The organism is Nocardioides sp. NPDC057767, from assembly GCF_042798275.1.
GTDB lineage: Bacteria > Actinomycetota > Actinomycetes > Propionibacteriales > Nocardioidaceae > Nocardioides.
In genome coordinates, this window is sequence record NZ_JBHVKJ010000037.1 from 24,913 (window position 1) to 50,575 (window position 25,663).

The following is a 25,663-nucleotide window of genomic DNA, read 5'->3' on the forward strand; positions in this document are numbered from 1 at the left end:
GTCAGATCACCGAAGGTACGTCGGGATCCCCGATCAGGTCCTTGCGCTTGCCGGCCTTCCGTTTGTCGTGGGCCCTGGCGATGACCTCGGAGATGCCGAACAGGACAACCATCGGGCCGGCCATGATCGTCATCGTGAACGGGTCACCCGACGGGGTCGCGACCGCGGCGAAGACGAAGGAGCCGACGATGATCCAGGCACGGTACTTGCCCAGCGCGGCGCCGGGCAGGACCCCGATCCGGTTGAGCAGGATCACGAAGACAGGGATCTCGAAGGCGATGCCGAAGACCAGGAGCGTGCGGCTCAGGAAGCTGAGGTATTCACTGAACTCGACGATGTTCGTCAGACCGTCGGGGACGAAGGCGAACAGGATCTCCAGGCCCTTGGGGAGAGTGACGTAGCCCAGCAGGACGCCGACGAGGAAGAGCGGGCCGGCGACGGCCACGAAGATCCGCGACATCTTCTTCTCGTGGGCATGCAGGCCCGGCATCAGGAACGCCCAGATCTGGTAGAGCCAGATCGGCGCGGTGCCGATCAGTGCGGCCAAACCGCACAGCTTCAGGTAGAGCATGAAGCCGCCCGCGGCGCCGTTGACGGAGCTCAGGGAGGCGGCACCGCCCTCCTGGTCCATCATCTTGACGGCCTTGAGGTAGGGGTCCATGACCAGGTCGAAGAGCTGCTCGAAGAAGAACAGCGAGACGATGAAACCGACGACCAGGGCCAGCGATGCCTTGATCACCCGCGCACGGAGCTCGCGCAGGTGGTCGGAGAGCGCCATCCGGCCGTCGTCGCCGATGGCGTGCTTGGGGGTGCCGCGAAGAATCGCGACAACACCGGCGATGGACAATGTCGGCCTCAGTTGCCGGAGAGGCGCTCGCGCTCGGCCTTGATCTCGGCCTCACGACGCTCGAGCTCGGCGATGCGCTCCTTCTCGGAGGCGGTGAGCTCGGCCGGCTTCTCGACCTTCTCGCCCTTCTCCTTCTCGTCCTCGTCGCGAAGACCCTTGGTCTCGGTCTTGAAGATGCGCAGCGCCTGACCGGTGCCGCGGGCGAGCTCGGGAAGCTTTGCGGCGCCGAAGACGAGGATCACGATCGCCAAGATGATGAGCCACTCGGCTCCCTGCGGCATACCGATCAATGGAGTGAACATGAAATACCTCATCTACGTCATAGGGGGAACGCTTGAAGTCTACGCGTTCGAACGGTACAGGCCGAGGGCCTGACGTGCAGTCGCGGCAAACGATTCAGTGAACTCTGTGCGTGTCTGTGTCTGCCGACTGTCCTCGGTCTCGACGATTTCAGCATAGGGAGCCAGTCGAAGCAGCAGCCGGGTGAGCCAGCGCTGGTCGTAGACGCGCAGTCCCACCTCGAGCCCGCCGCCCGGCAGCTCCACGGGGTCGATCACCGCGTAGTATTCGCCGACCCAGCGCGCCTCGGGCGCCAGCCGCACCCGGACGACGGTGCCGGAGTCCGTACGCAGCAGCACCCCGCTTTCGCGGTCGAGACGCTGTCCCGAGCCTGTCGCAGGGTCCGCACCTTCCTCGGTCTCCGGAGCCACCGCGATCGGCGTGTCGAGCACCTCGGCGCCCCGGATCCGGTCGAGCCGGAAGCTGCGCGGCGCCTCGGCCCGGTGGCACCAGGCGTCGAGATACTCGATGTCGCGGATCGAGACGAGCGCACGCGGATCGACGACCCGGGACGACTCCTCGTCACGCGCCGGGACCCAGTAGTCGATCCGGATCTGGCGGCCCTGGTCGATCGCGGTCGCGATCGCGGCGTGGATCTGGACGAGCGAGGTGTCGATCGACTCCTCGCCGGGATCCACGCTCCCCGCGGCGCCCTCGGCGGCCGCCTGCTCGAGCTTGGCCAGCGTGCGGTCGACGACCTCCTTGGTCTCGGCACTCACCGCTCCACCCCGAAGGGCACGCAGCGCGACGATCACGGCGGTCGCCTCGATCGGGGTGAGCCGCAGCTGGCGGTCGAGGTAGTCGGCGTTGGAGATCCGGATGACCCGGTCGCCGTCGGGCTCGGTCAGCGCGTCGATGTCGACGTCGATCAGGTCGTCGGGGTAGCCGCCGGGCAGCCCGCACATGAAGAGCACCTGCAGGTCTTTGACCAGCTGTTTCTCCTCGACACCGAGGTCGGCGGCAGCCTTGTCGAGGCGTACGTCGTCGGCTTGGGAGTAGAGGTAGGGCACCAGCGTCAGCAACCGCCCGACCTGGCCCTTGGCGCCGGTGTTGCCGCTCATCGCGAGACTCCGTCCAGGCGCGCGACCAGACGCTCGAGCCGGGCCGCGACCTCGCGACGCAGGTCCTCGGGCTCCTCGACGTAGGCGTCGGGGCCGTGGCCCAGCACCGCTCCGACCAGGTCGGCGGGCACGCGGGTCAGCACCACCCGGTCCCAGACGTCGCTGCCGTCGGGACCGGTCACACCGGACTCGATGGAGTCGGCCGCCCGACGCAGGGTGTAGCCGCTCCCCTGCCGCAGCAGCAGGACGGCCTTCCCCGTGGGCGGGGCCGGCGCCAGGTCTCGTGCGATATCGCGTACGTCCACCTCGGCCGGGACCTCGAAGGCATCGAACTCGCCGACCGCCCGAGCCTCCCCCAGGACGCGGGAGAGGCGGAAGATGCGGGTGTCGTCGCGGTCGACGTCGTGGCCCACTGCGTACCAACGGCCCGAGTAGCGCACCACACCCCACGGCTGCAGCCGCCGGTGAGAGGGCTCCGCCGCTCGCGAGCCCCGGTAGTCGAACTCGACGATCTGCCGGTCCTGGGTCGCGGCCACGAAGACGTCGAAGGAGCCTTCCTCCGCGGTCAGCCGCGGCTGCACGATCTCCAGCGCCGAGACGTCGGTCTCGAGCCCGGCGGCGTTGAGCTTGCGTACGGCCTCCGTGGTCGCCTCCGCCATCGAGGCGTTCTCCCAGACCCTGGTGGCCAGGGCCACCACGGCGAGCTCGTCGGCCTCGAGGGTGATCGGCGGCAGCGCGAACTGCTCGGGGCTGATCCGGTAGCCGATCTCGTCCTCGAAGAAGGTGTCGATCACCCCGGTCTCGATGGGCACACCGAGGCTGCGCAGCTCCTCCTTGTCGCGCTCGAACATCTTCTCGAACGCCTCACCGTGCGACGACGGGTAGAGGACCTCGCGGATCCGCTCCTTCGACACGTTGTCACGCTGCACGAGCAGCATGATGAGCAGGTTCATCAACCGCTCGGTCTTACCCGCCGCCACGGTGTGTTTCTCCCCCTAGAGACTCTGCTACGGCGTCGCCGGGGTGGACTCGGCCTTGACGACGTCGATGACGAAGTAGAGCGTGCTGTTGGCCGGGATCCCCGGCGTGCCGCCCTGGCCCGGCTTCTCCTCTGCACCGTAGCCCAGCTCCGGCGGGATCTGCAGCAGAACGCGGCTGCCGACCTTGACGCCCTCCAGGCCGTTGGTCCAGCCCGCGACCACCTGGTTGAGGGCGAACGGCACGGCCTCCTTGCTGAAGCTCTCGTCGAAGGGCTTCTTGGCGCCGTAGGTCATACCGAGGTAGTTGGCCGTGACCGTCTGGTCGGTGGTGATCTCCTCGCCGTCGCCCTCGGTGACGATGACCCGCTTGAGCACGTCGTCAGCCTTCGGCTTGGCGATGCCGGTGAAGTCGAACCCGGTCGGCTTGCCGTTCTTCTCGACGACCTTCGGGAGCTCGGTGGCGTCGACGTCGTGCGGCGTCTTGTCGGCCGCGGCCTTGACCACGTCGACGACGACCAGCAGCGTGTCGTGGTTGCCGATGCCCATCTGCGGGTTGCCGCCCTCGCCGAGCAGATCGGCCGAGCCGACGATCGCCTCGATCCGGTCGCCGACCTTGGCGCCCTTCAGGATCGTGCTCCACGGCTTGTCAGCGGGCAGCTCCTCACCCTCGGCGGCCTGGCTCTCGTAGGCCCACTCCTTGTCCAGGGTGGTGGCGTTGCCGATGTAGATCTTCGCGAACACGCCCCGGTCCTTCGGGATCTCCTCGCCGTCGCCCTCGGTCAGCGTCTTGACCTTGGGGTCCTTCGGGTAGGAGATCGCCGACTTCCACTTCAGCGTCGGAGCCTTCTCGACATCGGCCGAGACCGTGACCCCGTCGAAGCCGGACACGGTCTCGTCGCCGTAGCCCGTCTCCTTCTCGCCACAGGCGACCAGAGCCGGAAGAAGCAGGAACACAGTCAGCGCGCTCAGCGCATGGCGCAGGCGAGGCCGAGGAGCAGTGGGCACAGTGCAAACCTTCATGACGGGTAAGGGACAGACGACAGCGGAGCACACCATATCCGTACGGTGGTTGCCCCGTGGCGAAGCCACCCCGGCCAACCCTTGGACATCACGACACGCCCGTCGCTTCCGGGTCGCTCCGCTCCCTCGAAGCGGGGCTGCTGCTCGATCTGAACCGCCAACGCTCCGCTCGCCGTCGACTGACGATTCACATGCCGTCGATGAGCCGCTGCACGCGTTCGTCGTAGGCGCGCAGCGGGTCCTTGCACAGGACGGTGCGCTGGGCCTGGTCGTTGAGCTTGAGGTGGACCCAGTCGACGGTGAAGTCGCGGCGGCGCTCCTGGGCCTTCTTGATGAACTCGCCACGCAGCCGGGCGCGGGTGGTCTGCGGGGGCACCGACTTGGCCTCGAAGATCTTCAGGTCGGTGGTGGCCCGCTTGACCGCGCCCTTCTTCTCCAGCAGGTAGTAGAGCCCGCGGTTGCGGTGGATGTCGTGGTAGGCGAGGTCGAGCTGCGCGACCCGCGCGTGGCCCAGCGGGAGGCCGTGCTTGGCGCGATAGCGGTCGATCAGCTTCCACTTGATCACCCAGTCGATCTCGCGGTCGACCAGGGAGAGGTCGTCGGACTCGATCGCCTTCAGGCCGCGCTCCCACAGGTCGAGGGCGGCGATCATGGTCGGGTCGGTGATCTCGCGACGGTCGACGAACTCCCGCGCCTTGCTCAGGTATTCGTTCTGGATGTCCAGGGCGCTGGCCTCACGGCCGTTGGCCAGCCGCACCTTGCGGCGACCGGTGAGGTCGTGGGCGATCTCCCGGATCGCCCGGATCGGGTTCTCCATCGTCATGTCGCGCATGACGACGCCCTCCTCGATCATCCGCAGCACCAGGTGACAGCTCGCGATCTTGAGCATCGTGGTGGTCTCGGACATGTTCGAGTCGCCGACGATCACGTGGAGTCGGCGGTATTTCTCGGCGTCCGCGTGCGGCTCGTCGCGGGTGTTGATGATCGGCCGGGACCTCGTCGTCGCCGACGAGACGCCCTCCCAGATGTGCTCGGCACGCTGGGAGACCGCGAACCCGGCACCCCGCGGGGTGTGGGTGACCTTGCCGGCACCGACGATCAGCTGGCGGGTGACCAGGAACGGGATGAGCACGTCGGCGAGCTTGCTGAACTCGCCGGCGCGGCTGACCATGTAGTTCTCGTGGCAGCCGTAGGAGTTGCCGGCCGAGTCGGTGTTGTTCTTGAACAGGTAGATGTCGCCGGCGATGCCCTCGTCATGCAGCCGCTGCTCGGCGTCGAGGAGCAGCCCCTCCAGGATCCGCTCGCCCGCCTTGTCGTGGGTGACGGTCGAGATCACGTCGTCGCACTCGGGCGTGGCGTACTCGGGGTGGGAGCCGACGTCGAGGTAGAGCCTCGCGCCGTTGCGGAGGAACACGTTCGAGCTGCGGCCCCAGCTCACCACCTTGCGGAAGAGGTAGCGAGCCACCTCGTCCGGGCTCAGCCGCCGCTGGCCGCGGAACGTGCAGGTCACGCCGTACTCGTTCTCGATGCCGAAGATGCGCCTGTCCATACTGAAACCCTAGACGGTCGACGGTCACCGCGGAGGCGTTCGCAGGTACGACACGGTGAGCCGCGCCGCCCACCGGCACGGCGGCCCCCACCGGGCGTCGGACGGGTCGAAACTCACACCGCTCACGAAGCCGGGACCGTGGCCGCACAGCCGTACCATCGTGGCTCGTGCCATCACCCCTGCCCTCGTCCGCCTCGACCAACGACCCGGGCGTCCTCGCCGCACTGCGGTCCCCGCGGCTGCTGCGTACGGAGGTGCTGGCCGGCCTCGTCGTCGCGCTGGCGTTGATCCCCGAGGCGATCTCGTTCTCGATCATCGCCGGGGTCGACCCCCGAGTCGGGCTGTTCGCGTCCTTCACGATGGCGGTGGCCATCTCGTTCCTGGGCGGACGGCCGGCGATGATCTCGGCGGCCACCGGCGCGGTCGCGCTGGTGATCGCGCCGGTGATGCGCGAGCACGGCTACGACTACCTGATCGCGACGGTGCTGCTCGGCGGGCTGATCCAGGTCGGGCTGGCTTTCGCCGGGGTCGCCAGACTGATGCGGTTCCTCCCCCGCTCGGTGATGGTCGGCTTCGTCAACGCGCTCGCGATCCTCGTCCTCGAGGCACAGATCGTCCACATGGTCGACGTGCCCTGGCCGGTCTACCCGATGATCGCGGTCGGCATCGCGGTCATCGTCGGCTTCCCGCGGATCAACAAGGTCGTCCCGGCCCCGCTGGTCGCGATCGTCGCGCTCACCGCGTTCACCGTCATCGGGGCGGTCGACGTCCCGAACGTCGGCGACCAGGGCACGCTGCCCGACAGTCTCCCGACCTGGTTCCTGCCCGACGTACCCCTCACCTTCGACACCCTGCGGATCATCGCCCCCTACGCCCTCGGCATGGCGCTGGTCGGCCTGCTCGAGTCGCTGATGACCGCCAAGCTCGTCGACGACATCACCGACAGCCACTCCGACAAGACCCGTGAGGCGCGCGCTCAGGGCTTGGCGAATCTGATCACCGGTCTGTTCGGTGGCATGGGCGGGTGCGCCGTGGTCGGTCAGACGATGATCAACGTGAAGGTCTCCGGCGCGCGTACACGTCTGTCCACCTTCCTGGCCGGCCTCTTCCTGCTCGTCCTTGTCGTCGGGTTCGGCGACGTCGTGGCCCTGATCCCGATGGCCGCCCTGGTCGCGGTGATGATCATGGTCTCGGTCAGCGCCTTCGACTGGCACTCGGTCCGGCCGGCCACCCTGCGGCGGATGCCACGCTCGGAGACGGCGGTGATGCTCACGACCGTCGTGGTCACGGTCGCGACCCGCAACCTCGCGATCGGTGTCATCGTCGGCGTCCTGGTCGCGATGACCCTCTTCGCGCGCCGCGTCGCCCACCTCACCGACACCCACCGCGAGCTCGTCGAGGGCGCCGACGGGCGCACGACCGCGGTCTACCGGGTCACCGGCGAGCTCTTCTTCGCCTCCAGCAACGACCTCTACACCCAGTTCGAGTACGCCGCCGACCCCGAAGAGATCGTCATCGACCTCTCCGACTCCCACATCTGGGACGCCTCCACGGTCGCGGCGCTGGACGCGATCACCCACAAGTACGCGACCAAGAACAAGTCCGTACGCATCGTCGGTCTCAACCGGTCCAGCGCGGACCGCCACGAGCGGCTGACCGGGCAGCTCACCGGCCACTGACCGAAAACTGCTGCCGACCGTGTAGAGATCGGCATGCCGGCCTCGTTTCCCTGTCGAAGGCACCCGCCAACGACCAGCAGAGTACGAGGATGGCAGTCATGACACACCTGTTGCGGTTCGACCACGTCGGCGTCACCGTCGCCGACATCGAGAAGGCCACGGACTTCTTCGTCGCCCTGGGCCTGGAGGTCGAGGGGCGCGCCTTCGTCGAAGGCGAGTTCATCGACACCGTCTGCGGGATCCCGGGCGCCCGCTGCGAGGTGGTCATGCTGCGTCCGCCGGGCGGCGGCACGGCTCTCGAGCTCGCCCGGTTCGTACGTCCCGACCACGTGCCCGGATCACCGGAGGCGATGGCCAACGAGCTGGGCCTGCGCAACGTCTGCTTCGAGGTCGACGACCTGGATGCGGTCCTCGAACGGGTGGCCGCAGACGGCTACGGCCTCGTCGGGGGCGTCGGCGTCTACGAGGACGTCGTGCGGATGGCGTACGTGCGCGGGCCCGAGGGCATCGTCGTCTCGCTCAGCGACCGGGTCGGCTGACGAAGGAGGTCACCCTCCGAAAAGCCCGGGCCCCGGCCCGGGGGCGTGTGCCACACTTCGCGCCATGACCTCGAAGCACCTCGGCCTGCTTCCGCCGCCGGTCGCCTGACCGGAGCGGCCTCGCCGATCCGCCGTCGAGTGCGCGGATCGGCTCTCCTTGGCGTGCTCCAGACGCTGTCCTTCCCGTCTTGTCGAACCTGGAGCACCTCTTCGATGTCCTCTCTCCGTACCCGTTTCGGGGCCCGTCTCGGGCTCGTCCAGATCTGTCTCGCCGGAGTCCTGTGGGGCACCGGCGGCCTCGTCCTTCAGATCGTCCGTCCGATCACGCCGATGTCGGTGCTCACGGTGAGCGCCTACCGCATGCTGATCGCCGCGATCGCCCTGCTCGCCGTCCTCCTCCTCATCGGCCGCCTGTGCGACCTTCGCCTCGACCTGCGCACGGTGATCGTCGGCGCCTCGACGGGTCTGTACCAAGCGCTCTACTTCGGCTCCGTGGTCGCCGCCGGCGTGACCGTGTCCACCGTCGTCAGCCTCGGGATCGCCCCGGCGATCCTCCTGGCGGGCGAGGCCGTCGCGGCACGGCAGCGGCCGACCCACCGACAGCTCCTTGTGCTGGCGACCGCACTGACCGGACTGGTCCTGGCCTCGGCGTACGCCGGCAGCCGGGCCGGCGGCGACCGGCCGGTGACCGGGGTGCTGCTCGCGGTCGCGTCCGGATCTGCGTACGCACTCACCACCGCGGTCGGGCGCCCGCTCGCTCGGCGGCGCAGTCCGCTGCTGGTGACCGCCGGCGCCACCGGCGTCGGGGCGGTCGTCCTCGTTCCGCTGGCTCTGCTCGGCGGCGGGCCGTTCAGCTCGTCCTCGGCCGCGGTGTGGGCGTGGCTGGTCTATCTCGGCGTGGCGACGATGGCGCTGGCCTACGGCCTGCTCTACGCGGGACTGCGCACCACGCGCAGCAGTGCGGCCGGTGTGGCCAGCCTGATGGAGCCGGTTGCCGCCGCGATCGCCGCTGCAGCCGTCCTCGGCGAGCGTCTTGCCGGTCCGGCGATCGCCGGGGTCGCGCTGATCCTGGTCGCGATCGCCGGCCTCGGGTAGGCCGGGGCACGACGCGAATCCGGGGAGTCCCCGGCGCGCCTGAGGGCGTCCGAGACTCCCCGGCTTCTCGTGTCAGTCGAGCGGCGGAGCGATCGGCGGCTCGCCGTCGTCGTCGGCCGGCGGCGCCAACGGCGCCTGGTCGACGGGCTTCTCCACGGGCTTCTCGGCGGGCGCCTCGACCGCAGCGGGTTTCGCCTCCTCGACCTGCGGCGTCGCGGTCGCGGAGCCCAGGATCTCCACCAGCGTCGCCGGCCGGATCCTGCGGAACTTGCGCGGCTGCGTACGCGTGCGGTCGAGGACCGCGACCTCGAGGTTCTTCGCCTCGATCTCCCGGTCCTCGGTCTCGGTGTGACCGAGCGCGGCGACGGCCAGCTTGATCGCGTCCTCGAGGCTGGCGCCCTCGCTGTAGCGCTCCTTGAGGTAGCCACCGACCGCCTCGGCCGCACCGCCGATGGCGGCGAACCCGTGCTCGTCGACGACCTGGCCGTCGTAGGTGAGCCGGTAGAGCTGGTCGCTCTCCGCGGTGTCACCGATCTCGCCCACGAACAGCTCGACCTCGTAGGGCTTCTCCCCGCCCGAGGAGAAGATCGTGCCGAGGGTCTGGGCGTAGGCGTTGGCCAGGCCGCGGCCGGTGACGTCACGCCGGTCGTAGGCGTAGCCGCGCATGTCGGCCAGCCGAACCCCGGCGATGCGGAGATTCTCGAACTCGTTGTAGCGACCGACCGCGGCGAAGGCGATCCGGTCGTAGATCTCGCTCACCTTGTGCAGCGCCGCCGAGGGGTTCTCGGAGGCGAACACGATGCCGTCCGCGTACTGCAGCGAGACCAGGGCCCGGCCTCGGGAGATGCCCTTGCGCGCGAAGTCCGCGCGGTCGCGCATCAGCTGCTCTGGGGAGACGTAGAAGGGAGTGCTCATGATCAGGCCTCCAGCTCGGCGATGGGACCGTCGGGCCGCTGGAGCCTCCCGGCGATGACAGACTCCGCGACGGCCGCGACCTCGGCGTCGGGCAGGGTGCGCCCGCCGTCAGCCGTGATCACGTGCACCAGCGGGAACAGCCTGCGGGACAGGTCGGGGCCACCGGTGGCCGAGTCGTCGTCGGCCGCGTCGTAGAGCGCCTGGACCAGGACCGCGACCAGGGTGTCCTCGTCGAGGTCGGCCCGATAGAGCTTCTTGAGCGCGCCCTTGGCGAACAGCGAGCCCGAGCCGACACCGGCGTATCCGGTCTGCTCGTAGCGGCCGCCGGTCGGGTCGTAGCCATAGATCTTGCCCACGCCTGCATCGGGGTCGAACCCGGCGAAGAGCGGCACGACGACCAGGCCCTGCATGGCCATCGCGAGGTTGCCGCGCACGAGAGCGGAGAGGCGGCTGGCCTTGCCCTCGATGGAGAGCGTGGTGCCCTCGATCTTCTCGTAGTGCTCCAGCTCGGTCTGGAAGAGCTTGACCAGCTCGACCGCGAGCCCTGCGGAACCGGCGATGCCGACCGCGGAGTATTCGTCGGCCGGGAACACCTTGCGCATGTCGCGCTCGGCGATCAGGTTGCCCTGGGTCGCGCGCCGGTCACCGGCGATGATCACGCCACCGGGGAAGGTGGCCGCGACGATCGTGGTGCCGTGCGGCGCGATGTCACCCAGGTTGCCCGGGGCGGGGTTGTGCCCCGGGAGCAGCTCTGGCGACTGGGCGGTCAGGAAATCGGCAAAGGACGAGGTGCCCGGCGTCATGTAGGCCGCCGGGATGCGGGACTCCGACATCTGCTACTGCCCGCCCTTCTGGATGAAGGACTTCACGAAGTCCTCGGCGTTGGTCTCCAGGACGTCGTCGATCTCGTCCAGGATGTCGTCGACGTCGGAGTCAAGCGCTTCCTTGCGCTCGTTCACATCGGTCTCGGGCGCGGTCTCGACGGACTCCTCCGTCTCGGAGGACTTCTTCGGCTGCTTCTGCTCCTGTGCCATGTCTTCAACCTATCCACTAGCACCGACAAACCTGAGGAAACAATGCCCGATTTCGCTACGGGAGGAAGCAGAAGTCGAACGTTGGACCGAGATGCGGCACGGTCGCGATCTACGAGTCAGGAACCGGTCAGCCGGTTGAACAGGTCGACCGCGGTCTCCGAGGAGTCGAGCAGTCCGCCCACGTGCTTCTTGGTGCCCCGCAAGGGGTCGATGGTCGGCACCCGCTGCAGCGACTCGCGGCCGGGCAGGTCGAAGATGACCGAGTCCCAGCTGGCCGCGGCGACGTTCTCGGAGTACTTCTCCAGGCAGCGGCCGCGGAAGTAGGCACGGGTGTCGGTCGGCGGGTCGTGCATCGCCTTCTCGACCAGCTCGTCGGTCAGCAGGCGCTCGATCCGGCCGGCCCGGACGAGGCGGTGGTAGAGCCCCTTCTCGGGTCGGATGTCGGCGTACTGCAGGTCGATCAGGTGGAGCTTGGGGTCGTCCCACTCCAGGCCGTCGCGGTCGCGGTAACCGAGCAGGAGCTTGTACTTCGCCACCCAGTCGAGCTCGTTCGCGCACTCCATCGGGTCGCGCTCGAGGCGGTCGAGCACCGACTCCCAACGCTCCAGGACGTCCTTGGTCTGGTAGTCCGCGTCGGAGCCGTAGCGCTCCTCGACGAACTTCTTGGCCAGGTCCAGATACTCCATCTGCAGCTGGACACCGGTCAGCTTGCGCCCGTCCTTGAGCGTGATCAGGGTCTTCAGCGTCGGATCGTGGGAGACCGCGCGCAGCGAGGAGACCGGGCCGTCGACGCTGAGATCGCGGGTGATGTAGCCGTCCTCGATCATGGCGAGCACCAGTGACGTACTCCCGACCTTGAGATAGGTCGAGACCTCGGCCAGGTTGGCGTCGCCGAGAATCACGTGGAGGCGCCGGTACTTCTCCGGGTCGGCGTGCGGCTCGTCGCGTGTGTTGATGATCGGCCGCTTGAGGGTCGTCTCCAGCCCGACCTCGACCTCGAAGAAGTCGGCGCGCTGGGAGATCTGGAAACCGTGCTTGGGGCGCTCCTGGCCGATCCCGACCCGGCCAGCCCCGGCGAAGACCTGCCGGGAGACGAAGAACGGGGTCAGATGCTTGACGATGTCGGCGAACGCGGTGCTCCGGCGCATGAGGTAGTTCTCGTGCGCGCCGTAGGAGACGCCCTTGTTGTCGGTGTTGTTCTTGTAGAGATGGATCTGCGGGTTGCCCGGCAGCCGCGCGGCCGCGCGGGAGGCGTCGAGCATGACCTGCTCGCCGGCCTTGTCCCAGCGCACCGCGTCCAGCGGGTTGGTCACCTCGGGGCAGGAGAACTCCGGGTGGGCGTGGTCGACGTAGAGCCGGGCGCCGTTGGTGAGGATGACGTTGGCCAGTCCGAGGTCCTCGTCGGTCAGCTGGCTCGGGTCGGCCACCTGCCGGGACATGTCGAAGCCGCGCGCGTCGCGCAGCGGAGACTCCTCCTCGAAGTCCCAGCGCGCTCTCCTCGCCCTCAGGGTCGAGGATGCGTACGCATTGACGACCTGGCTCGAGGCGACCATCGGGTTCGCCTGGGGCTGTCCGGCCACGGAAATTCCGTATTCGACCTCCGTGCCCATCACCCGTCGTACGCTCATGCCTGCAAGGCTACCGGCCACGTGCGCGAAGGCACGTGAGCATCCACACGCCACGCTGAGGTTGCCCGAGGTTGTTCGGCTGGGCGGCACCGGGAGGAGACCTAGTGCAGGGAACGTGGCAGCGGTCATGGTGAGGTTGGTCCATGGGCACTCCTGAGATCCGGCGGGCCACCGCCGACGACCTCGACGATCTCTTCTCGATCTGTCTGCTGACCGGGGCATCGGGCGAGGACGCCACCGAGTTCTACGACGACCCGCGGCTGCCGGGCAACATCTACGCCGCGCCCTACATCGTGCTCCGCCTCGGGCTCGGTTTCGTGGCGGTCGACTCCGAGGGCGTGGTGGGCTACGTCGTCGGCACCCCGTTCACCCGCGCCTTCGAGAAGGAGTGCGAGGCGGACTGGTGGCCCGCGCTGCGGGTGGTCAACCCCGATCCCGGGCCTGACCACGACCGCAGCGACTGGAACGCCCGACTGCGCTCTCTGATCCATCGGCCGGCGCGTACGCCCAGCGAGCTGCTGAGCGAATATCCAGCACACCTGCACATCAACCTCCTCCCCCGCGCCCAGGGCCAAGGCGTCGGCAAGGAGCTGATCGGGATGATGCTCGGCGCCTTCCACGTCGCCGGCGTACGCGGCGCCCACCTCGGCGTCAGCACGGCCAACTCCCGTGCGATCGGGTTCTACCGGCGGGTCGGGTTCACGACGATCGCCGAGACCGAGGACACGCTGCTCCTCGGGGTCCAGTGGACCGGCGAGATGGAGGAGTGATCTCTCATGGGACTCTGGGAAGCGCGGGTGGTGCCCCACATCGTGAACCGCACCTGTGGGATCCCGCAGCTCGACCCGCTGCGTGAGCAGGCCTGCGAGGGGCTCCACGGCCAGGTCGTCGAGATCGGCTTCGGCAGCGGCAGCAACATCGGCCGCTATCCGGCCGCGGTCACCGGGATCATCGCCGTCGAGCCGTCCGACGTGGCCTGGGAGCTCTCCGCGACCCGGCGTGCCGGCGCCTCGGTCCCGGTGAGCCGCGTCGGCCTCGACGGCGCCCACCTCCCGCTCGCGGACACCTCGGTCGACACCGGACTCGTCACCTTCTCGCTGTGCACCATCCCCGACGTCGCGGGCGCGCTCACCGAGCTGCGCCGCGTCCTGCGCCCGGGTGGCACCATCGGCTTCCTCGAGCACGGCCTCTCCCCCGACCCCGCGGTCGCCCGCTGGCAGCACCGCCTCGACGGCCTCCAGCAGCGTCTCTTCGGCGGCTGCCACCTCACTCGCGACATCCCGCAACTCCTGGCCGACCAGGGATTTCAGGTCGAGCTCCTCCAGCAGGACTACCTCCCCGGCCCGGCCCCCTCCAAGCCGTGGGGATACGTGTCCGCGGGGCGCGCTTCGGCGTGACGCGACGCACATTAGCGTCACTTTGACGATACCCAGCCGCAGACGTCAAGATTTCTACCAAGCGAATCTTCGCCGCAACTCGGGACCAGCGAACCCGGGCCACCGCATGCACGTTTGAGAAAGCCTTCGCACCCTCGTGACCGATCTCTGGTCCTATGCCTTGACCCTTCTCGGAGTCGCCGGAACGGCGCTCGTCGGCAGGAAGGTCTGGTGGGCGCAGCACTTCCTGCTCGTCACCCAGATCCCCTGGACCGCCTTCGCCCTCGTCACAGGGCAGTTCGGCTTCCTGCTCGGCGTGGTCCTCAACTCCGCCATCTACGTGACCAGTGCACGTGAGTGGCAGCAGCAGCGACCTCAGCGCGCCCCGGCTCCCACCACGGCGCCCTGAGGGTCGCTCGGTCGGGCTGTCTGTTCGTCAAGGTATGCAGACGAACTGGCACTTCCCTAGCGGAGTTCCGCACGGGAAGTGCCATGTTTCCTGCATACCTCGACGAACAGTCCCCCGCCTCAGCGCTTGCGCGTACGCAGCGCGTGGGCGACGTTGACGCCGACGAGACCGGCCCAGGAGATCACCAGCGCACCGAGGTTGTCGGTGACACCGAGGGTGATGCTGATCGGGATGCCGGCGACGGCCGAACCGGCACCGAGCACGAACTGGAAGACCGAGGTGCGCGACTCGTTGCGCTCGGCGAGGGTGCGGGCGGCGGCGGTGGCACCGACCCGCTCCTGGACGGTCTTCTCGATGCGGTCGGCGAAACCGGCGACCAGCTCGGCGTCGAAGGCATCTCCCAGCTCATGACGGGTCTCCAACCCGGCCTCGATGTCCTTGCGCCCCATGTCGTCTGCCACGTCGTTCAACCTTAGAGGATCAGAAGGTGGGGTCCGTGCCGCCCGGCTCGGCTCGACCGGAGAGCGCCCGGACCAGAGCCACGACGGCAGCCACCACCACGAGCGCCGCTGCCCCGACCAGGATCAACAACCACGCTGCCACACGTCTCTCCGTCCGCATCGCGCGAGCAGTCCCCGCGAATACCCGAAGGCTATCGCCGCTGGCCCAGCCTGCGCAGCCGAAATGACCTCAGGCGTCAAGGTCGCACGGCCCGAGGAGTTGAGTACGTGGACTCACGCGCCGCTCCCCCGCGAGCCGGTGCAATGGTCACATGGACACAGACGTACGGCCCATCGCGCCGAGGCGGCTCGACTGGCTGAACAACGAGACCGCCCGGTGGGTGAGCGAGGGCCTCCTGACCGAGGACGCCGCGGAGACGATCAAGAGGCAGTACGTCGCCTCCCACGCCAACTCGCTGACGCGTGTCATCTCCTACCTCGGTGGCGCGTTCCTCGGCGTCGGGCTGGTGTGGCTCGTGGCGACCAACCTGGACGCACTGACCCCGCTGGTGCGGTTCGTCGGGATCGTCGTCATCTGGCTCGCGTTCACCGCCGCGGCGGAGACGATCCCGCTCCCCCGGCCCTTGCGCGGTGCGTTCCGCGGCATCGCGGCGATGAGCTTCGGCGGCGTGATCTTCCAGGCCGCGCAGAGCCTCCAGGTGCCGGCGTACGAGCCTTCGCTGGTGGGGTTCTGGGGACTCGGGGCGCTCGGCTACGCCTACGCGAGCGGTGCACTGGCACCGCTGGTCGTCGGCATCGTGACCACGACGATCTGGTTCGACTGGCAGGTGGTGGCGAGCAGCGAGAGCACGTTCGCCGGAGTCTTCGCGGTGCTGGTCGGGGGTGTGGTCGCCACGGCGATGGCCGCGCTGCACGACCGGCGCCTGGAGACCTTCGCCCAGGTGTGGCGGCTGGCGGGCGGCGTACTCGTCCTGGGAGGCCTCTTCGTCGCCGCCATCCCACAGATCGGCGACCGGGACCTGGCGTGGAGCCCCACCCTCGTCGTGGCGCTGGTGATCGCGGGGCTCCTGGTCGCAGTCACGGCGCTGCGCACCGCCGGGCTGTCGCGGTGGGAGGTGCTGGCCTCGGCCCTCATCGTGCCGATCGGGCTCGCGCTGGTGGCGTGGGACCCGCAGGTGGACGACCTCGGCTCGGTCTCGGGCGAGGCGTGGCTGTCCGCTTTCGTCAGCATCGCGGTGTACGTCGTCGTCGCCGGTGCGGTCGCCGTCGACGGCTCCGTGCGCGACCGGACCCTGCTCGTCGTGCTCGCCACCGGTGCGCTCGTCGTCTTCACGACCATGCAGAGCTTTGCCGTCTTCGCGCCGATCATGTCCGGCGCGACCCTCTTCCTGCTGCTCGGCGTGCTCCTGCTCGCGACCGGCTTCGTCTTCGATCGTGCCCGCCGAGGCGTGGCCGCCAACCTCAGTGAGGCCCTGTCATGAACGCTCGCACCCGAGTGGCACTCGTCTGCCTCGTCAATCTCGGTCTCGTCGGAGTCGCCGTCGCCGGCCAGCTCTCGGCACGCGCCACCGGCGAGGAGATCAGACTCCGCGTCGAACCGGTCGACCCGATCGACCCCTTCCGAGGCGCCTACGTCGACCTCTCCTATCCCGGCATCAGCACGCGTACGACCAAGGAGACCGGCGACGCGTACGTCTCGCTGACACGGCGCGGCCAGGTCTGGGAGGCCACCGGCATCGCCACCGACCGGCCGGCCGAGGGGGTTTTCCTGAAGTGCCACGACGAAGGCTGGAGCCTCAGCTGCGGCATCGAGAGCCTCTTCGTCCCGCAGGACCGGGCCCGGGAGATCGAGAGCGACGTCCGCGGCGGCCACGCCGTCGCGGTGGTGAAGGTCGACTCGCGCGGGAACGCGGCGCTCGTCTCGGTCCAGGCGCGCTGAAAGGACACCGATACGCCGCAGGGCCCGCACCCGAACGGGAGCGGGCCCCTGCGTACAGACTCTGCTACGAATATCGACCCGTGTTGGGAAGCCTGCTCGATCGAACGGCTTGGGTCTGTCGGCCTCCCGGCGACGCTGGCCATCGTTGCTGATCGCCAGCAGACATCGCACGCCACCGTGGGACCGGTCAGGTCAGCGACTGCCGAGACCCCCGGCACCCATGGCCACCCACATCACGTCCACACACCTCTCGCTGAATGTCGCATCGACGCTTCCCCGACGAACCAGTTCTCCCAAGTAGGCGCCGATCAGCAAGCTCACCACCGTGTCCGGGTCAAGGTCCGCACGAAGCTCGCCCGCCGCCATGTCGGTTCGAATCAGATCGACCAGCGCGCTGGCATACGACGTGAGCACACCCCGGAACAGGTCCGTGAACGGCGGATGCGTGTTCGCCAGGATCGCGGACACTCCGCCGCCCCCGAGGACGTCGGACATCTGGTGCCAAGTCTGATCAAGAGCCCAGCGGATTCTCTCTCGCGGGTTATCCCCCACCGGCTCCGCGGGGGGACGGATCGCGGCCTGCAGCGCGGCACGCAGCACGGCGTCACGATCGGGGCTACGTCGATAGATCGTCGTCTTCGCAACACCGGACGCGGATGCCACCGCTTCGACGGTGACTGCAGCGGGACCGCCCGAACGAAGCAGACGCAGTGCCGCCTCATTGATGCTGCGGTCGATTTCCCCGCGACGCGGACGGCCGCCGCGACCACCATCGATGGAATCACCGCTCGAGCGACCAGTGCCCATGGGACAGTCCTTCCTGGAATCGATACGCTACGCGTAGCGTTAGGTTATTGACAGCGAACAGGAGGGTCAACCATGACCACCAACGACCACCTCATCGGTTTCATCATCGCCGCCACTCTGACCTCCACGATCATCATGGGAGGCGTGACGATGGTCTACTTCCTCGACAAGCACCGCTCCGCCCGGCACACGTCCCCCACCGCTGAGCCACAAGGCACCACGCCAACTCGGAGCACCGCCGCGACCATGACCCCACTGGGTTCGCCCGCCACTGGCGCGAACTCGCGATCTGATCCCGAACCCGACCGCCCCGCCATCACACAGAGCAAGGAACCGGCGACCGGCGCTTCGGCAGGGAACAACACGGCTCACCGCTGACCACGACAAGCCTCGCTCCGGACGAAGGGCCCCGTGAGCCTTCCATGAAGGCTCACTCAGGATGGGCCCGCAGATGCTCGAATCAACCGCCCGCCACACGAAATCCGCCCGTGACCAAGACCGCAGGTCACGGGCGGATCATCAGGTGATCTGTTTACAGGTATTGACCCGTGTTGGACACCTGCTCGATCGAACGGCCGGGCTCGGTGCCCTGCTTGCCGGTGATGAGGGTGCGGATGAAGACGATCCGCTCGCCCTTCTTGCCGGAGATGCGGGCCCAGTCGTCGGGGTTGGTGGTGTTGGGGAGGTCCTCGTTCTCCTTGAACTCGTCCACGCAGGCCTGGAGCAGATGCTGCACCCGCAGGCCCTTCTGGGCGGCGTCCTCGCCGGAGTCCAGGAAGGACTTGATGGCCATCTTCTTGGCCCGGTCGACGATGTTCTGGATCATCGCGCCGGAGTTGAAGTCCTTGAAGTAGAGGATCTCCTTGTCACCGTTGGCGTAGGTGACCTCCAGGAAGCGGTTCTCCTCGGACTCCGTGTACATCCGCTCGACGACCGTGCGGATGAGCTCGTCGACGGTGGCCTGCTTGTCGCCGTTGAACTCGCCCACGTCGGTCGGGTGCAGCGGCAGGTCGGGGACCAGGTACTTCGAGAAGATGTCGCGGGCACCCTCGGCGTCGGGACGCTCGATCTTGATCTTCACGTCCAGACGGCCCGGGCGAAGGATCGCCGGGTCGATCATGTCCTCACGGTTGGAGGCACCGATGACCAGCACGTTCTCCAGCGCCTCGACACCGTCGATCTCGGAGAGGAGCTGCGGGACGATGGTGTTCTCCACGTCGGAGGAGACACCGGTGCCACGCGTACGGAACAGCGAGTCCATCTCGTCGAAGAAGACGATCACCGGGGTGCCGGCCGCGGCCTTCTCACGAGCACGCTGGAAGACCAGGCGGATGTGGCGCTCGGTCTCACCGACGTACTTGTTGAGGAGCTCGGGGCCCTTGATGTTGAGGAAGTAGGACTTGCCGTCCGCCCCCGTCTTCGCCGCGACCTTCTTCGCCAACGAGTTGGCGACGGCCTTCGCGATCAGGGTCTTGCCACATCCCGGAGGGCCGTAGAGCAGCACGCCCTTCGGCGGCTTGAGCTGGTGCTCGATGAAGAGCTCCGGGTAGAGGTAGGGCAGCTCGACCGCGTCCTGGATCTGCTCGATCTGGCCGCTGAGGCCACCGATCGACTGGTAGGAGATGTCGGGCACCTCCTCCAGGACGAGCTCCTCGACCTCGGACTTGGGGACCTTCTCGTAGACATATCCCGAGCGCGGTTCGAGGAGTAGTGAGTCACCAGCGCGGATGGCGTCGTTGAGGAGCGGCTCGGCGAGCCGCACGACGCGCTCCTCGTCGGCGTTGGCGATCACCAGGGCGCGCTCACCGTCGGCGAGCAGCTCCTTGAACATCACCACCTCGCCGACCTTCTCGAACTCCATCGCGGCCACGACGTTGAGCGCCTCGTTGAGCATGACCTCCTGGCCATAGCGCAGCTCGTCCAGGTCGACGTTGGGCGATGCGGTCACCCGGAGCTTGCGCCCCCCGGTGAAGACATCGATCGAGTCGTCCTCGTTGCGCTCGATGAAGGTGCCGAAGCCTGCTGGCGGCTGTGCCAGCCGGTCGACCTCCTCCTTGAGCTTGATGATCTGGTCTCGGGCATCCCGAAGCGTCACGGTGAGTCGCTCGTTCTGCGACGTCACGGCGGCCAGGGAGCGCTGCGCGTCTGCGAGCCGCGCCTCCAGGCCACGCGAAGATCCGGGCATCTCGGTCAGCCTGTGCCGCAGGTCGGTCACCTCAGCTTCGAGGAAACGGACATGACTCTCGAGCTCCTCGGGGCTGCGCCCCTCGGAATGGAATCCATCGGATGTCGACATCAGCACACCTCCTCTACTTCCTCGACCCTACAAGGCGGAGGGGTAGGAGAGGAGAAGGATTTACCGGTGTTGGACACTATTCGGTCGACTTCGACCGGTTCGTGTCGACCCGTGGCACGTCGGAAACACGGACGGCCACGGAGCGGACTCAGTCGAACTCGGCGCCGTCCTCCGGCGCGGCGCCGGCGACGACGTCCGCGACGGGCTCGGGAGCAGGCATGTCGGCGGGCCGCGGACCCGTGTAGTCGACCCCGTACGCGCCGGGGGCAGGTCGCCGCGTCTTGCGAGGCGCACGCTCGCCCGGTGCCAGCTTCCTGGCCGTCACCAGGAAGGCGGTGTGGCCGATCATCTTGTGACCCGGCCGGACCGCGAGGCCCTCGACGTGCCAGTCGCGCACCAGCGACTCCCACGCCTGCGGCTCGGTGAACCCGCCGTGGGCGCGGACCGTCTCGACGAAGCGGGACAGCTGGGTGGTGGTCGCGACGTAGGCGCAGACCATGCCGCCGGGGTAGAGCGACTCGGCGGCAGCGTCGATGCACTCCCACGGGGCGAGCATGTCCAGGATCAGCCGGTCGCAGCGGATCTGCTGGCGCGGGAGCTCCTCCTGGAGGTCGCCGAGGTTGAGCGACCAGTTGGGGTGGGACTCCCCCGCCGGGGTGCCGAAGAACTGGTCGACGTTCTTGCGGGCGACCTCGGCGAACTCCTCGCGGCGCTCGAAGGACGTCACCTTGCCGTATGGACCGACGGCACGCAGCAGCGAGCAGGTCAGGGCACCGGAGCCGACCCCGGCCTCCACGACCGAGGCGCCCGGGAAGATGTCGGCCATGGCGACGATCTGGGCGGCGTCCTTGGGGTAGACCACGGCGGCGCCACGCGGCATCGAGACGACGAACTCGCTCAGCAGCGGACGGAAGACCAGGTATTCACCTCCGGTTGAGGCGGTGACCGTGAAGCCCTCCTCGCGGCCGATCAGCTCGTCGTGGTCGATGTGGCCCTTGTTGGAGAAGAAGCGCTTCCCGGCGACGAGCTCGAAGTTGTGGCGGCGACCCTTGGTGTCGGTCAGCCGCACCCACTCGCCCTCACGAAGCGGCCCGCGGTGCACACCCGCTCGGGCCTCGGCCGGAATGTCTGGAATCTCAGCGCTTGACACCCGCTGAGGCTACCCGCTCCCCCGGTCAACCCGGCAAACCACGACGCCTGCCCGGGTCAGACTCAGACTCAGGCCCCCGCACGGAACGCCGCGTCGACGTCGGAGGTGACCAGGACGCCGTAGATCGAGCCGTCGGGCTCGACCAGGAGGTATTCGGGCGCCGGCGTCTTCGAGATCGCCTGGATCAGAGCCTCCCCGTCGATGTCGGCCGGGAGGGTGAGGCCGTCCTCGAGCCGGCGGGTGACCGTCGAGGTGGCCATCCACGGGCGGCGGTCCTCAGGGGTCGCCAGCAGGGCGCCCTCGTGCACCAGGCCGATCGGCTCACCGCCGCTGGTCACGGTGACGATGCTGCCGGCCTCGGCCTCCTGGGCGCGGCGCACGGCCTCCGCCAGCGGCAGGTCGGCCGGCACTGCCAGGGTGCGGCGGGCGAGGTCGCGGGCGACGAGGAGGGGGAGCCGGAGGCGTACCTTCGCGGACATGATCGCCGCGGACGCTCCGCTCCAGAGGAACACGCCGATGATGACCGCGAGGACGTAGTCCATGAGATCCGGCTGGACGCGGAGGATCTGCCCCTGGGTGAAGGGCCACAGCAGCACGATGACGGCGAGAACGCGCCCGGCCCAGCCGGCGACGAGACTGCCCCGGTTGATGTTTCCGGTCACGCTCCACACGGCCGCCTTGAGCACCCGGCCGCCGTCGAGGGGCAGACCGGGGACCAGGTTGAGCACCCCGACGAAGAGGTTGGTGACCCACAGGCCGGTCACGATCAGACCCAGCAGGCCGTTGGATGTGCGGAACGGGGCCTCGAAGGCGATCACGGAGACGCCGAACGCGGCACCCGCGACGGCCAGGGAGACCAACGGCCCGACCACGGCGATCCAGAACTCGTCGCGAGGCCGCTTCGCCTCCTTCTCCACGGAGGTCGCCCCGCCGAGGAAGTGCAGCATGATCACACCCACCGGATAGCCCAGGCGCTTGGCGACGACGGCGTGGGCCGCCTCGTGCAGCAGCACCGCACCGTAGAGGACGATCGCGAACACGAAGCCCGCGACGTACGTCAACCAGCCCAGTCCCGGCTCGACGGCCTCGATCTGGGGAGCCATCAGCCAGGCGATCAGCGCCGCGATGAGGAACCAGGACGGCGTGACCAGGACGTCGCTGCCCGCGATGGAGCCGACCTTGATCGTGCCCGGGGCTCTGGAGGTGGGCTCCGCCTCTTCGACCGGCTTGTCGCCGCCGGGGCGTGGGTCAGGGTCTGCCACGTTCCGAGCGTACTTGAGCGACGGTTGCCGAGAGGTGCCGACCCGGACTGTCGGTGCTTGCGAATAGTGTCGGCCCCATGAGCACCTCGCCAGCCGATGCGCGGTCGACCCCGGTCGACGGCGTCAACGTGCTGGGGTCGCTCTCCCCCAGCCGCGCCGGCGACTTCACCTCGTGCGCGCTGCTCTACCGGTTCCGCACCATCGACCAGCTCCCCGAGCCGCCTTCGGAGGCGGCCGCGCGCGGGACCGTGGTGCACAAGGTGCTCGAGGACCTGTTCGACCTGCCCGCTCCCGAGCGCACGCCCCGGCAGGCCAGATCGATGGTGGAGCAGGCATGGCAGGACGTACGCAGCCTCGACCCGACCCTGGCGACACTGTTCACCTCGGAGGCCGACGAGGCGCAGGCCGCCTGGCTGGAGTCGTGCCGCGAGGTGCTGCGGCGCTACTTCGACCTCGAGGACCCGCGCCGCCTGGAGCCTGCCGAGCGCGAGCACTACGTCGAGGCGCTGCTCGAGTCCAAGCTGCTGCTGCGAGGCTTCATCGACCGGGTCGACATCGCCCCCGACGGCCGGATCCGGGTGGTCGACTACAAGACCTCGCGGATCCCGAGCGACGCCTACGAGGCGAAGGCGCTGTTCCAGCTGAGGTTCTACGCGCTGGTGATCTGGCGCACCCGCGGCGTGGTGCCGGCCATGCTGCAGCTGATCTACCTCGGCTCCGGCGACATCCTGCGCTACGTGCCGGACGAGGCCGACCTGCTCGCGACCGAGCGCAAGGCCGAGGCGATCTGGCGGGCCATCCGCACCGCCCAGGAGACCGGAGAGTGGCAGCCGAGCCCGGGGAAGCTTTGCGGCTGGTGTGCGCACAAGTCGCTGTGCCCAGCCTTCGGCGGCACTCCTCCCCCGCTTCCCCCGATCCCAGGCCCTGTCACCGCGGGCGACGACCTCGATCTCGACTAGGACCCGGGCCCTAGGCGCGTCTACCAGGATCGGCAGGTTACGAGAGTTATCGTCGCGACGAATGTGACGGAGGCGCTTGGCTGAGGGAGGTGCGGCTGCCCGTGAGCTCGACGACCGGGAGCGCGACCTCGTCTCGGCAACGTCTCGACATCCAGGGCCTGCGCGCGATCGCGGTGCTCGCGGTCGTCGCGCTCCACGTCGGCTTCGGGTCCCTGACCGGCGGCTTCGTCGGCGTCGACGTCTTCTTCGCGATCTCGGGCTTCCTGATCACCCAGCAGCTGATGCGGCAGGTGCGCACCGAGGGTCGGGTCAGCCTGCTCGGCTTCTATGCGCGCCGGGCCCGGCGGATCCTGCCCGCGGCGACCGTGGTCCTGCTGGCGACGGTGGTCTACGCCGCGTTCTTCCTCGGCTTCGTACGCACCCGCGAGATCGCACTCGACGCGCTGTGGTCGGCGGCCTTCGCCGCCAACTTCCGGTTCGCGGCGCTGGAGACCGACTACTTCTCGGCCGCCCTGCCGCCGTCGCCGCTCCAGCACTTCTGGTCGCTCGCGGTGGAGGAGCAGTTCTACCTGGTCTGGCCGCTGATGATCCTGGGCTGCCTGTGGATGCTGAAGCGGCGCAGCAAACAGGCCGACCCCGATCCGCGAAGACGCAGGCGCGCGCTGGTCATCGCGCTCGGTGCCGTGATCCTGGCATCGCTGCTCGCCTCCGCCGTGCTGACCCGGACCAGCCCGGAGGCGGCGTACTTCTCGCCCTTCACCCGCGCCTGGGAGCTCGGCCTGGGCGCGATCGCGGCGATCGCGTTCCGCGACGACGGGCCGCAGGACGCCACCGCACGCTGGCGGGCGCAGGTGCTCTCGGCGTTCGGGATGTTCTTCATCGTGTGCGCCTGCCTGCAGTTCAACGACGCGACCCCGTTCCCGGGCACCCCGGCGCTCGTGCCCGTCCTCGGCAGCGTCTTCATCATCGTGGCCGGCACGCTGTGGCACGGTCCGACGGTCGTCGGCAGGCTGCTGTCGGTGCCGCCGCTGCAGGTGATCGGCAACTGGTCCTACTCGCTCTACCTGTGGCACTTCCCGGTGCTGGTCCTCGCCGAGCTGCAGCTCGGCCGGGAGCTGCACTGGTGGGAGCAGGTGCTTCTGGTTGCGCTGGCCTTCGGGCTGGCAGGCCTCTCCTACCGCTTCGTCGAGGAGCCGTTCCGGCGTGGCCTCCTGTGGCACCGCCCGGCGCTGCGCAGGGCGGGCTCGCTGGGACCGGTCGCGCTCTACCCGTTGAGCATCACCCTGGTCGCGGTGACCTGCTTCGGGGCCAACTCCTACGCCACCGGGGCCGCCCGCGACGGCTACCAGCCGGCCATCACGCTTGCCGAGGCGGACTCCTCCGGCTCCGCCGAGCAGCCCAAGGGCTCACAGCGGCCCGATCGCCCGGCGTCGAGCGACGCACCGCCGGCGGCCAAGGCGCAGGAGCCCGATCCGCTCCCGGCCCTGCTGAAGGCCTCGGTGCTCGCCGCCCGCAAGAACCAGCCCATCCCCACCAACCTGAAGCCGGGTCTCACGAACCTCTCCGACGACGTCGAGACGGTCGGCGAGTGCAACTACTACGCGACCACCGTACGCAAGCTGTGCCCGCGCGGGGACGTCGACGCAGAGAAGACGATGGTGATCATCGGTGACTCCCACGCCCGCCACTGGACGCCCGCGGTCGAGGAGATCGCCGAGCGCTCCGGCTACCGCGCCTACGTCCTGGCGATGCCGCAGTGCACCGTCTCCCTGGTCACGCCCGACAAGATCGACAGCACCGACCCGATGACCTCGTGCGACGACTTCCACGACTTCATGCTCTCCTCGGTCAAGAAGCTCCGCCCCGACCTGCTGCTGATCTCCTCGCGTCCGATCAGCGCGGCCTACCACGACTCCGCGGGCCGCCACACCGACCGCGAGGACGTACGCCGCGCCGTCTACCGCGGCTACCAGCGGCTGCTGGACCAGGTGAAGCCCGCCGCCAAGCGCACCGTGTGGCTGCGTGACGTACCGGCGCTCGAGTTCGACCCGGCCACGTGCCTGAGCAGCAACAAGACGCTCTCGCCCTGCACCTACAAGCCGCTCGAGAGCCAGCAGGACGGTGCCGACCTGCAGATCCAGGCGGCGAAGTCCGCTCGCGTCGAGACCATCGACCTCGACGACATGTTCTGTGACAGCGTGGGGATCTGCACGACGGTCGTCGGCGACACGATCACGCACCGCGACGGCCACCACCTCACCGCGACCTACGCCAAGGAGCTCGGGCGCACGCTGGGCGAGCGACTCGAGGTCTGGTGA

27 protein-coding genes are annotated in these 25,663 nt (G+C 68.7%); 11 read left to right on the forward strand and 16 right to left on the reverse strand.

All coding sequences use genetic code 11. The annotated features are described in order from the left end of the window. Position 1 precedes the first annotated feature (1 nt). From tatC to pafA, 6 genes are all read right to left on the reverse strand, one after another. Positions 2 to 847, reverse strand: a complete 846-nt coding sequence (gene tatC / locus ACFVDI_RS19065; RefSeq protein ID WP_378908088.1) for a twin-arginine translocase subunit TatC — start codon at positions 845 to 847, stop codon at positions 2 to 4. 8 nt (positions 848 to 855) lie between these two features. After that, positions 856 to 1,149: a twin-arginine translocase TatA/TatE family subunit gene (tatA, locus tag ACFVDI_RS19070; protein WP_008356628.1), complete on the reverse strand. Its 294-nt coding sequence runs from the start codon at positions 1,147 to 1,149 to the stop codon at positions 856 to 858. Between the two features lie 39 nt (positions 1,150 to 1,188). Then, a complete protein-coding gene (locus ACFVDI_RS19075; RefSeq protein ID WP_378908094.1) occupies positions 1,189 to 2,247 on the reverse strand; it encodes a helix-turn-helix transcriptional regulator in 1,059 nt (352 codons plus the stop codon). Further along, complete coding sequence (locus ACFVDI_RS19080) at positions 2,244 to 3,227, reverse strand: helix-turn-helix transcriptional regulator (protein WP_378908096.1); 984 nt, start codon at positions 3,225 to 3,227, stop codon at positions 2,244 to 2,246. Before ACFVDI_RS19080 ends, ACFVDI_RS19075 begins: the two co-directional genes overlap by 4 nt. 27 nt (positions 3,228 to 3,254) lie before the next feature. Further along, entirely contained in the window at positions 3,255 to 4,232 is a 978-nt protein-coding gene (locus ACFVDI_RS19085) for an FKBP-type peptidyl-prolyl cis-trans isomerase (protein ID WP_378908101.1), read from the reverse strand. A gap of 202 nt (positions 4,233 to 4,434) precedes the next feature. After that, positions 4,435 to 5,796, reverse strand: a complete 1,362-nt coding sequence (gene pafA / locus ACFVDI_RS19090) for a Pup--protein ligase (RefSeq protein ID WP_378908104.1) — start codon at positions 5,794 to 5,796, stop codon at positions 4,435 to 4,437. A gap of 224 nt (positions 5,797 to 6,020) precedes the next feature. Between pafA and ACFVDI_RS19095 the strand changes: the two genes are divergently transcribed. From ACFVDI_RS19095 to ACFVDI_RS19105, 3 genes are all read left to right on the forward strand, one after another. Continuing rightward, entirely contained in the window at positions 6,021 to 7,475 is a 1,455-nt protein-coding gene (locus tag ACFVDI_RS19095; RefSeq protein ID WP_378908232.1) for a SulP family inorganic anion transporter, read from the forward strand. A 98-nt stretch (positions 7,476 to 7,573) separates the two neighbouring features. Beyond that, positions 7,574 to 8,014, forward strand: coding sequence for a VOC family protein (locus ACFVDI_RS19100; protein WP_378908106.1), 441 nt, complete (start codon positions 7,574 to 7,576; stop codon positions 8,012 to 8,014). A 213-nt stretch (positions 8,015 to 8,227) separates the two neighbouring features. Continuing rightward, positions 8,228 to 9,109 (forward strand): DMT family transporter, encoded by an 882-nt coding sequence (locus tag ACFVDI_RS19105; protein WP_378908108.1) that lies wholly within the window; start codon positions 8,228 to 8,230, stop codon positions 9,107 to 9,109. 72 nt (positions 9,110 to 9,181) lie between these two features. On the opposite strand, the gene prcA is transcribed toward ACFVDI_RS19105, so the two are convergent. The 4 genes from prcA to dop all read right to left on the reverse strand — a co-directional run bounded on the left by prcA (position 9,182) and on the right by dop (position 12,686). Next, positions 9,182 to 10,024: a proteasome subunit alpha gene (prcA, locus tag ACFVDI_RS19110; RefSeq protein WP_378908110.1), complete on the reverse strand. Its 843-nt coding sequence runs from the start codon at positions 10,022 to 10,024 to the stop codon at positions 9,182 to 9,184. A gap of 2 nt (positions 10,025 to 10,026) precedes the next feature. Further along, positions 10,027 to 10,857 carry a proteasome subunit beta gene (gene prcB, locus ACFVDI_RS19115; protein WP_378908113.1) on the reverse strand — a complete coding sequence of 277 codons (831 nt, stop codon included), beginning with the start codon at positions 10,855 to 10,857 and terminating at the stop codon, positions 10,027 to 10,029. A gap of 3 nt (positions 10,858 to 10,860) precedes the next feature. Beyond that, a complete protein-coding gene (locus ACFVDI_RS19120; RefSeq protein WP_008356645.1) occupies positions 10,861 to 11,058 on the reverse strand; it encodes a ubiquitin-like protein Pup in 198 nt (65 codons plus the stop codon). Between the two features lie 116 nt (positions 11,059 to 11,174). Further along, positions 11,175 to 12,686 (reverse strand): depupylase/deamidase Dop, encoded by a 1,512-nt coding sequence (gene dop / locus ACFVDI_RS19125; protein ID WP_378908115.1) that lies wholly within the window; start codon positions 12,684 to 12,686, stop codon positions 11,175 to 11,177. A 143-nt stretch (positions 12,687 to 12,829) separates the two neighbouring features. Between dop and ACFVDI_RS19130 the strand changes: the two genes are divergently transcribed. From ACFVDI_RS19130 to ACFVDI_RS19140, 3 genes are all read left to right on the forward strand, one after another. Next, positions 12,830 to 13,456: a GNAT family N-acetyltransferase gene (locus tag ACFVDI_RS19130; RefSeq protein ID WP_378908118.1), complete on the forward strand. Its 627-nt coding sequence runs from the start codon at positions 12,830 to 12,832 to the stop codon at positions 13,454 to 13,456. Positions 13,457 to 13,462: 6 nt separating this feature from the next. After that, the gene (locus ACFVDI_RS19135; protein WP_378908120.1) at positions 13,463 to 14,083 is read left to right on the forward strand and encodes a class I SAM-dependent methyltransferase; all 621 of its coding nucleotides are present in this window, start codon (positions 13,463 to 13,465) and stop codon (positions 14,081 to 14,083) included. A 136-nt stretch (positions 14,084 to 14,219) separates the two neighbouring features. Then, the gene (locus ACFVDI_RS19140; protein WP_378908122.1) at positions 14,220 to 14,471 is read left to right on the forward strand and encodes a hypothetical protein; all 252 of its coding nucleotides are present in this window, start codon (positions 14,220 to 14,222) and stop codon (positions 14,469 to 14,471) included. 119 nt (positions 14,472 to 14,590) lie between these two features. On the opposite strand, the gene ACFVDI_RS19145 is transcribed toward ACFVDI_RS19140, so the two are convergent. Both ACFVDI_RS19145 and ACFVDI_RS19150 read right to left on the reverse strand, forming a co-directional pair. Next, a complete protein-coding gene (locus ACFVDI_RS19145; RefSeq protein WP_378908125.1) occupies positions 14,591 to 14,932 on the reverse strand; it encodes a hypothetical protein in 342 nt (113 codons plus the stop codon). Between the two features lie 19 nt (positions 14,933 to 14,951). Further along, the gene (locus tag ACFVDI_RS19150; RefSeq protein WP_378908127.1) at positions 14,952 to 15,074 is read right to left on the reverse strand and encodes a hypothetical protein; all 123 of its coding nucleotides are present in this window, start codon (positions 15,072 to 15,074) and stop codon (positions 14,952 to 14,954) included. Between the two features lie 169 nt (positions 15,075 to 15,243). On the opposite strand from ACFVDI_RS19150, the gene ACFVDI_RS19155 reads away from it, so the two are divergent. Continuing rightward, on the forward strand, positions 15,244 to 16,413 hold the full coding sequence (locus tag ACFVDI_RS19155) for a DUF2157 domain-containing protein (RefSeq protein WP_378908129.1): 1,170 nt from the start codon (positions 15,244 to 15,246) through the stop codon (positions 16,411 to 16,413). Then, positions 16,410 to 16,871, forward strand: coding sequence for a GDYXXLXY domain-containing protein (locus ACFVDI_RS19160; RefSeq protein WP_378908131.1), 462 nt, complete (start codon positions 16,410 to 16,412; stop codon positions 16,869 to 16,871). The genes ACFVDI_RS19155 and ACFVDI_RS19160 overlap by 4 nt, the downstream gene beginning before the upstream one ends. A gap of 192 nt (positions 16,872 to 17,063) precedes the next feature. Here the strand turns inward: ACFVDI_RS19160 and ACFVDI_RS19165 are convergent, their stop codons facing one another. Then, positions 17,064 to 17,678, reverse strand: a complete 615-nt coding sequence (locus tag ACFVDI_RS19165) for a TetR/AcrR family transcriptional regulator (protein WP_378908133.1) — start codon at positions 17,676 to 17,678, stop codon at positions 17,064 to 17,066. 72 nt (positions 17,679 to 17,750) lie between these two features. Here ACFVDI_RS19165 and ACFVDI_RS19170 point away from each other — a divergent pair, with 72 nt between their 5' ends. Further along, positions 17,751 to 18,056, forward strand: coding sequence for a hypothetical protein (locus tag ACFVDI_RS19170; RefSeq protein WP_378908135.1), 306 nt, complete (start codon positions 17,751 to 17,753; stop codon positions 18,054 to 18,056). 154 nt (positions 18,057 to 18,210) lie between these two features. Here the strand turns inward: ACFVDI_RS19170 and arc are convergent, their stop codons facing one another. From arc to ACFVDI_RS19185, 3 genes are all read right to left on the reverse strand, one after another. Next, positions 18,211 to 19,974 carry a proteasome ATPase gene (gene arc, locus ACFVDI_RS19175; RefSeq protein ID WP_328530406.1) on the reverse strand — a complete coding sequence of 588 codons (1,764 nt, stop codon included), beginning with the start codon at positions 19,972 to 19,974 and terminating at the stop codon, positions 18,211 to 18,213. Positions 19,975 to 20,122: 148 nt separating this feature from the next. After that, positions 20,123 to 21,124, reverse strand: a complete 1,002-nt coding sequence (locus ACFVDI_RS19180; protein ID WP_378908138.1) for a tRNA (adenine-N1)-methyltransferase — start codon at positions 21,122 to 21,124, stop codon at positions 20,123 to 20,125. A 68-nt stretch (positions 21,125 to 21,192) separates the two neighbouring features. Then, on the reverse strand, positions 21,193 to 22,386 hold the full coding sequence (locus tag ACFVDI_RS19185; RefSeq protein WP_378908140.1) for a site-2 protease family protein: 1,194 nt from the start codon (positions 22,384 to 22,386) through the stop codon (positions 21,193 to 21,195). A 77-nt stretch (positions 22,387 to 22,463) separates the two neighbouring features. Here ACFVDI_RS19185 and ACFVDI_RS19190 point away from each other — a divergent pair, with 77 nt between their 5' ends. Beyond that, positions 22,464 to 23,345, forward strand: a complete 882-nt coding sequence (locus tag ACFVDI_RS19190; RefSeq protein WP_378908142.1) for a RecB family exonuclease — start codon at positions 22,464 to 22,466, stop codon at positions 23,343 to 23,345. Positions 23,346 to 23,446: 101 nt separating this feature from the next. Next, complete coding sequence (locus ACFVDI_RS19195) at positions 23,447 to 25,663, forward strand: acyltransferase family protein (protein WP_378908144.1); 2,217 nt, start codon at positions 23,447 to 23,449, stop codon at positions 25,661 to 25,663.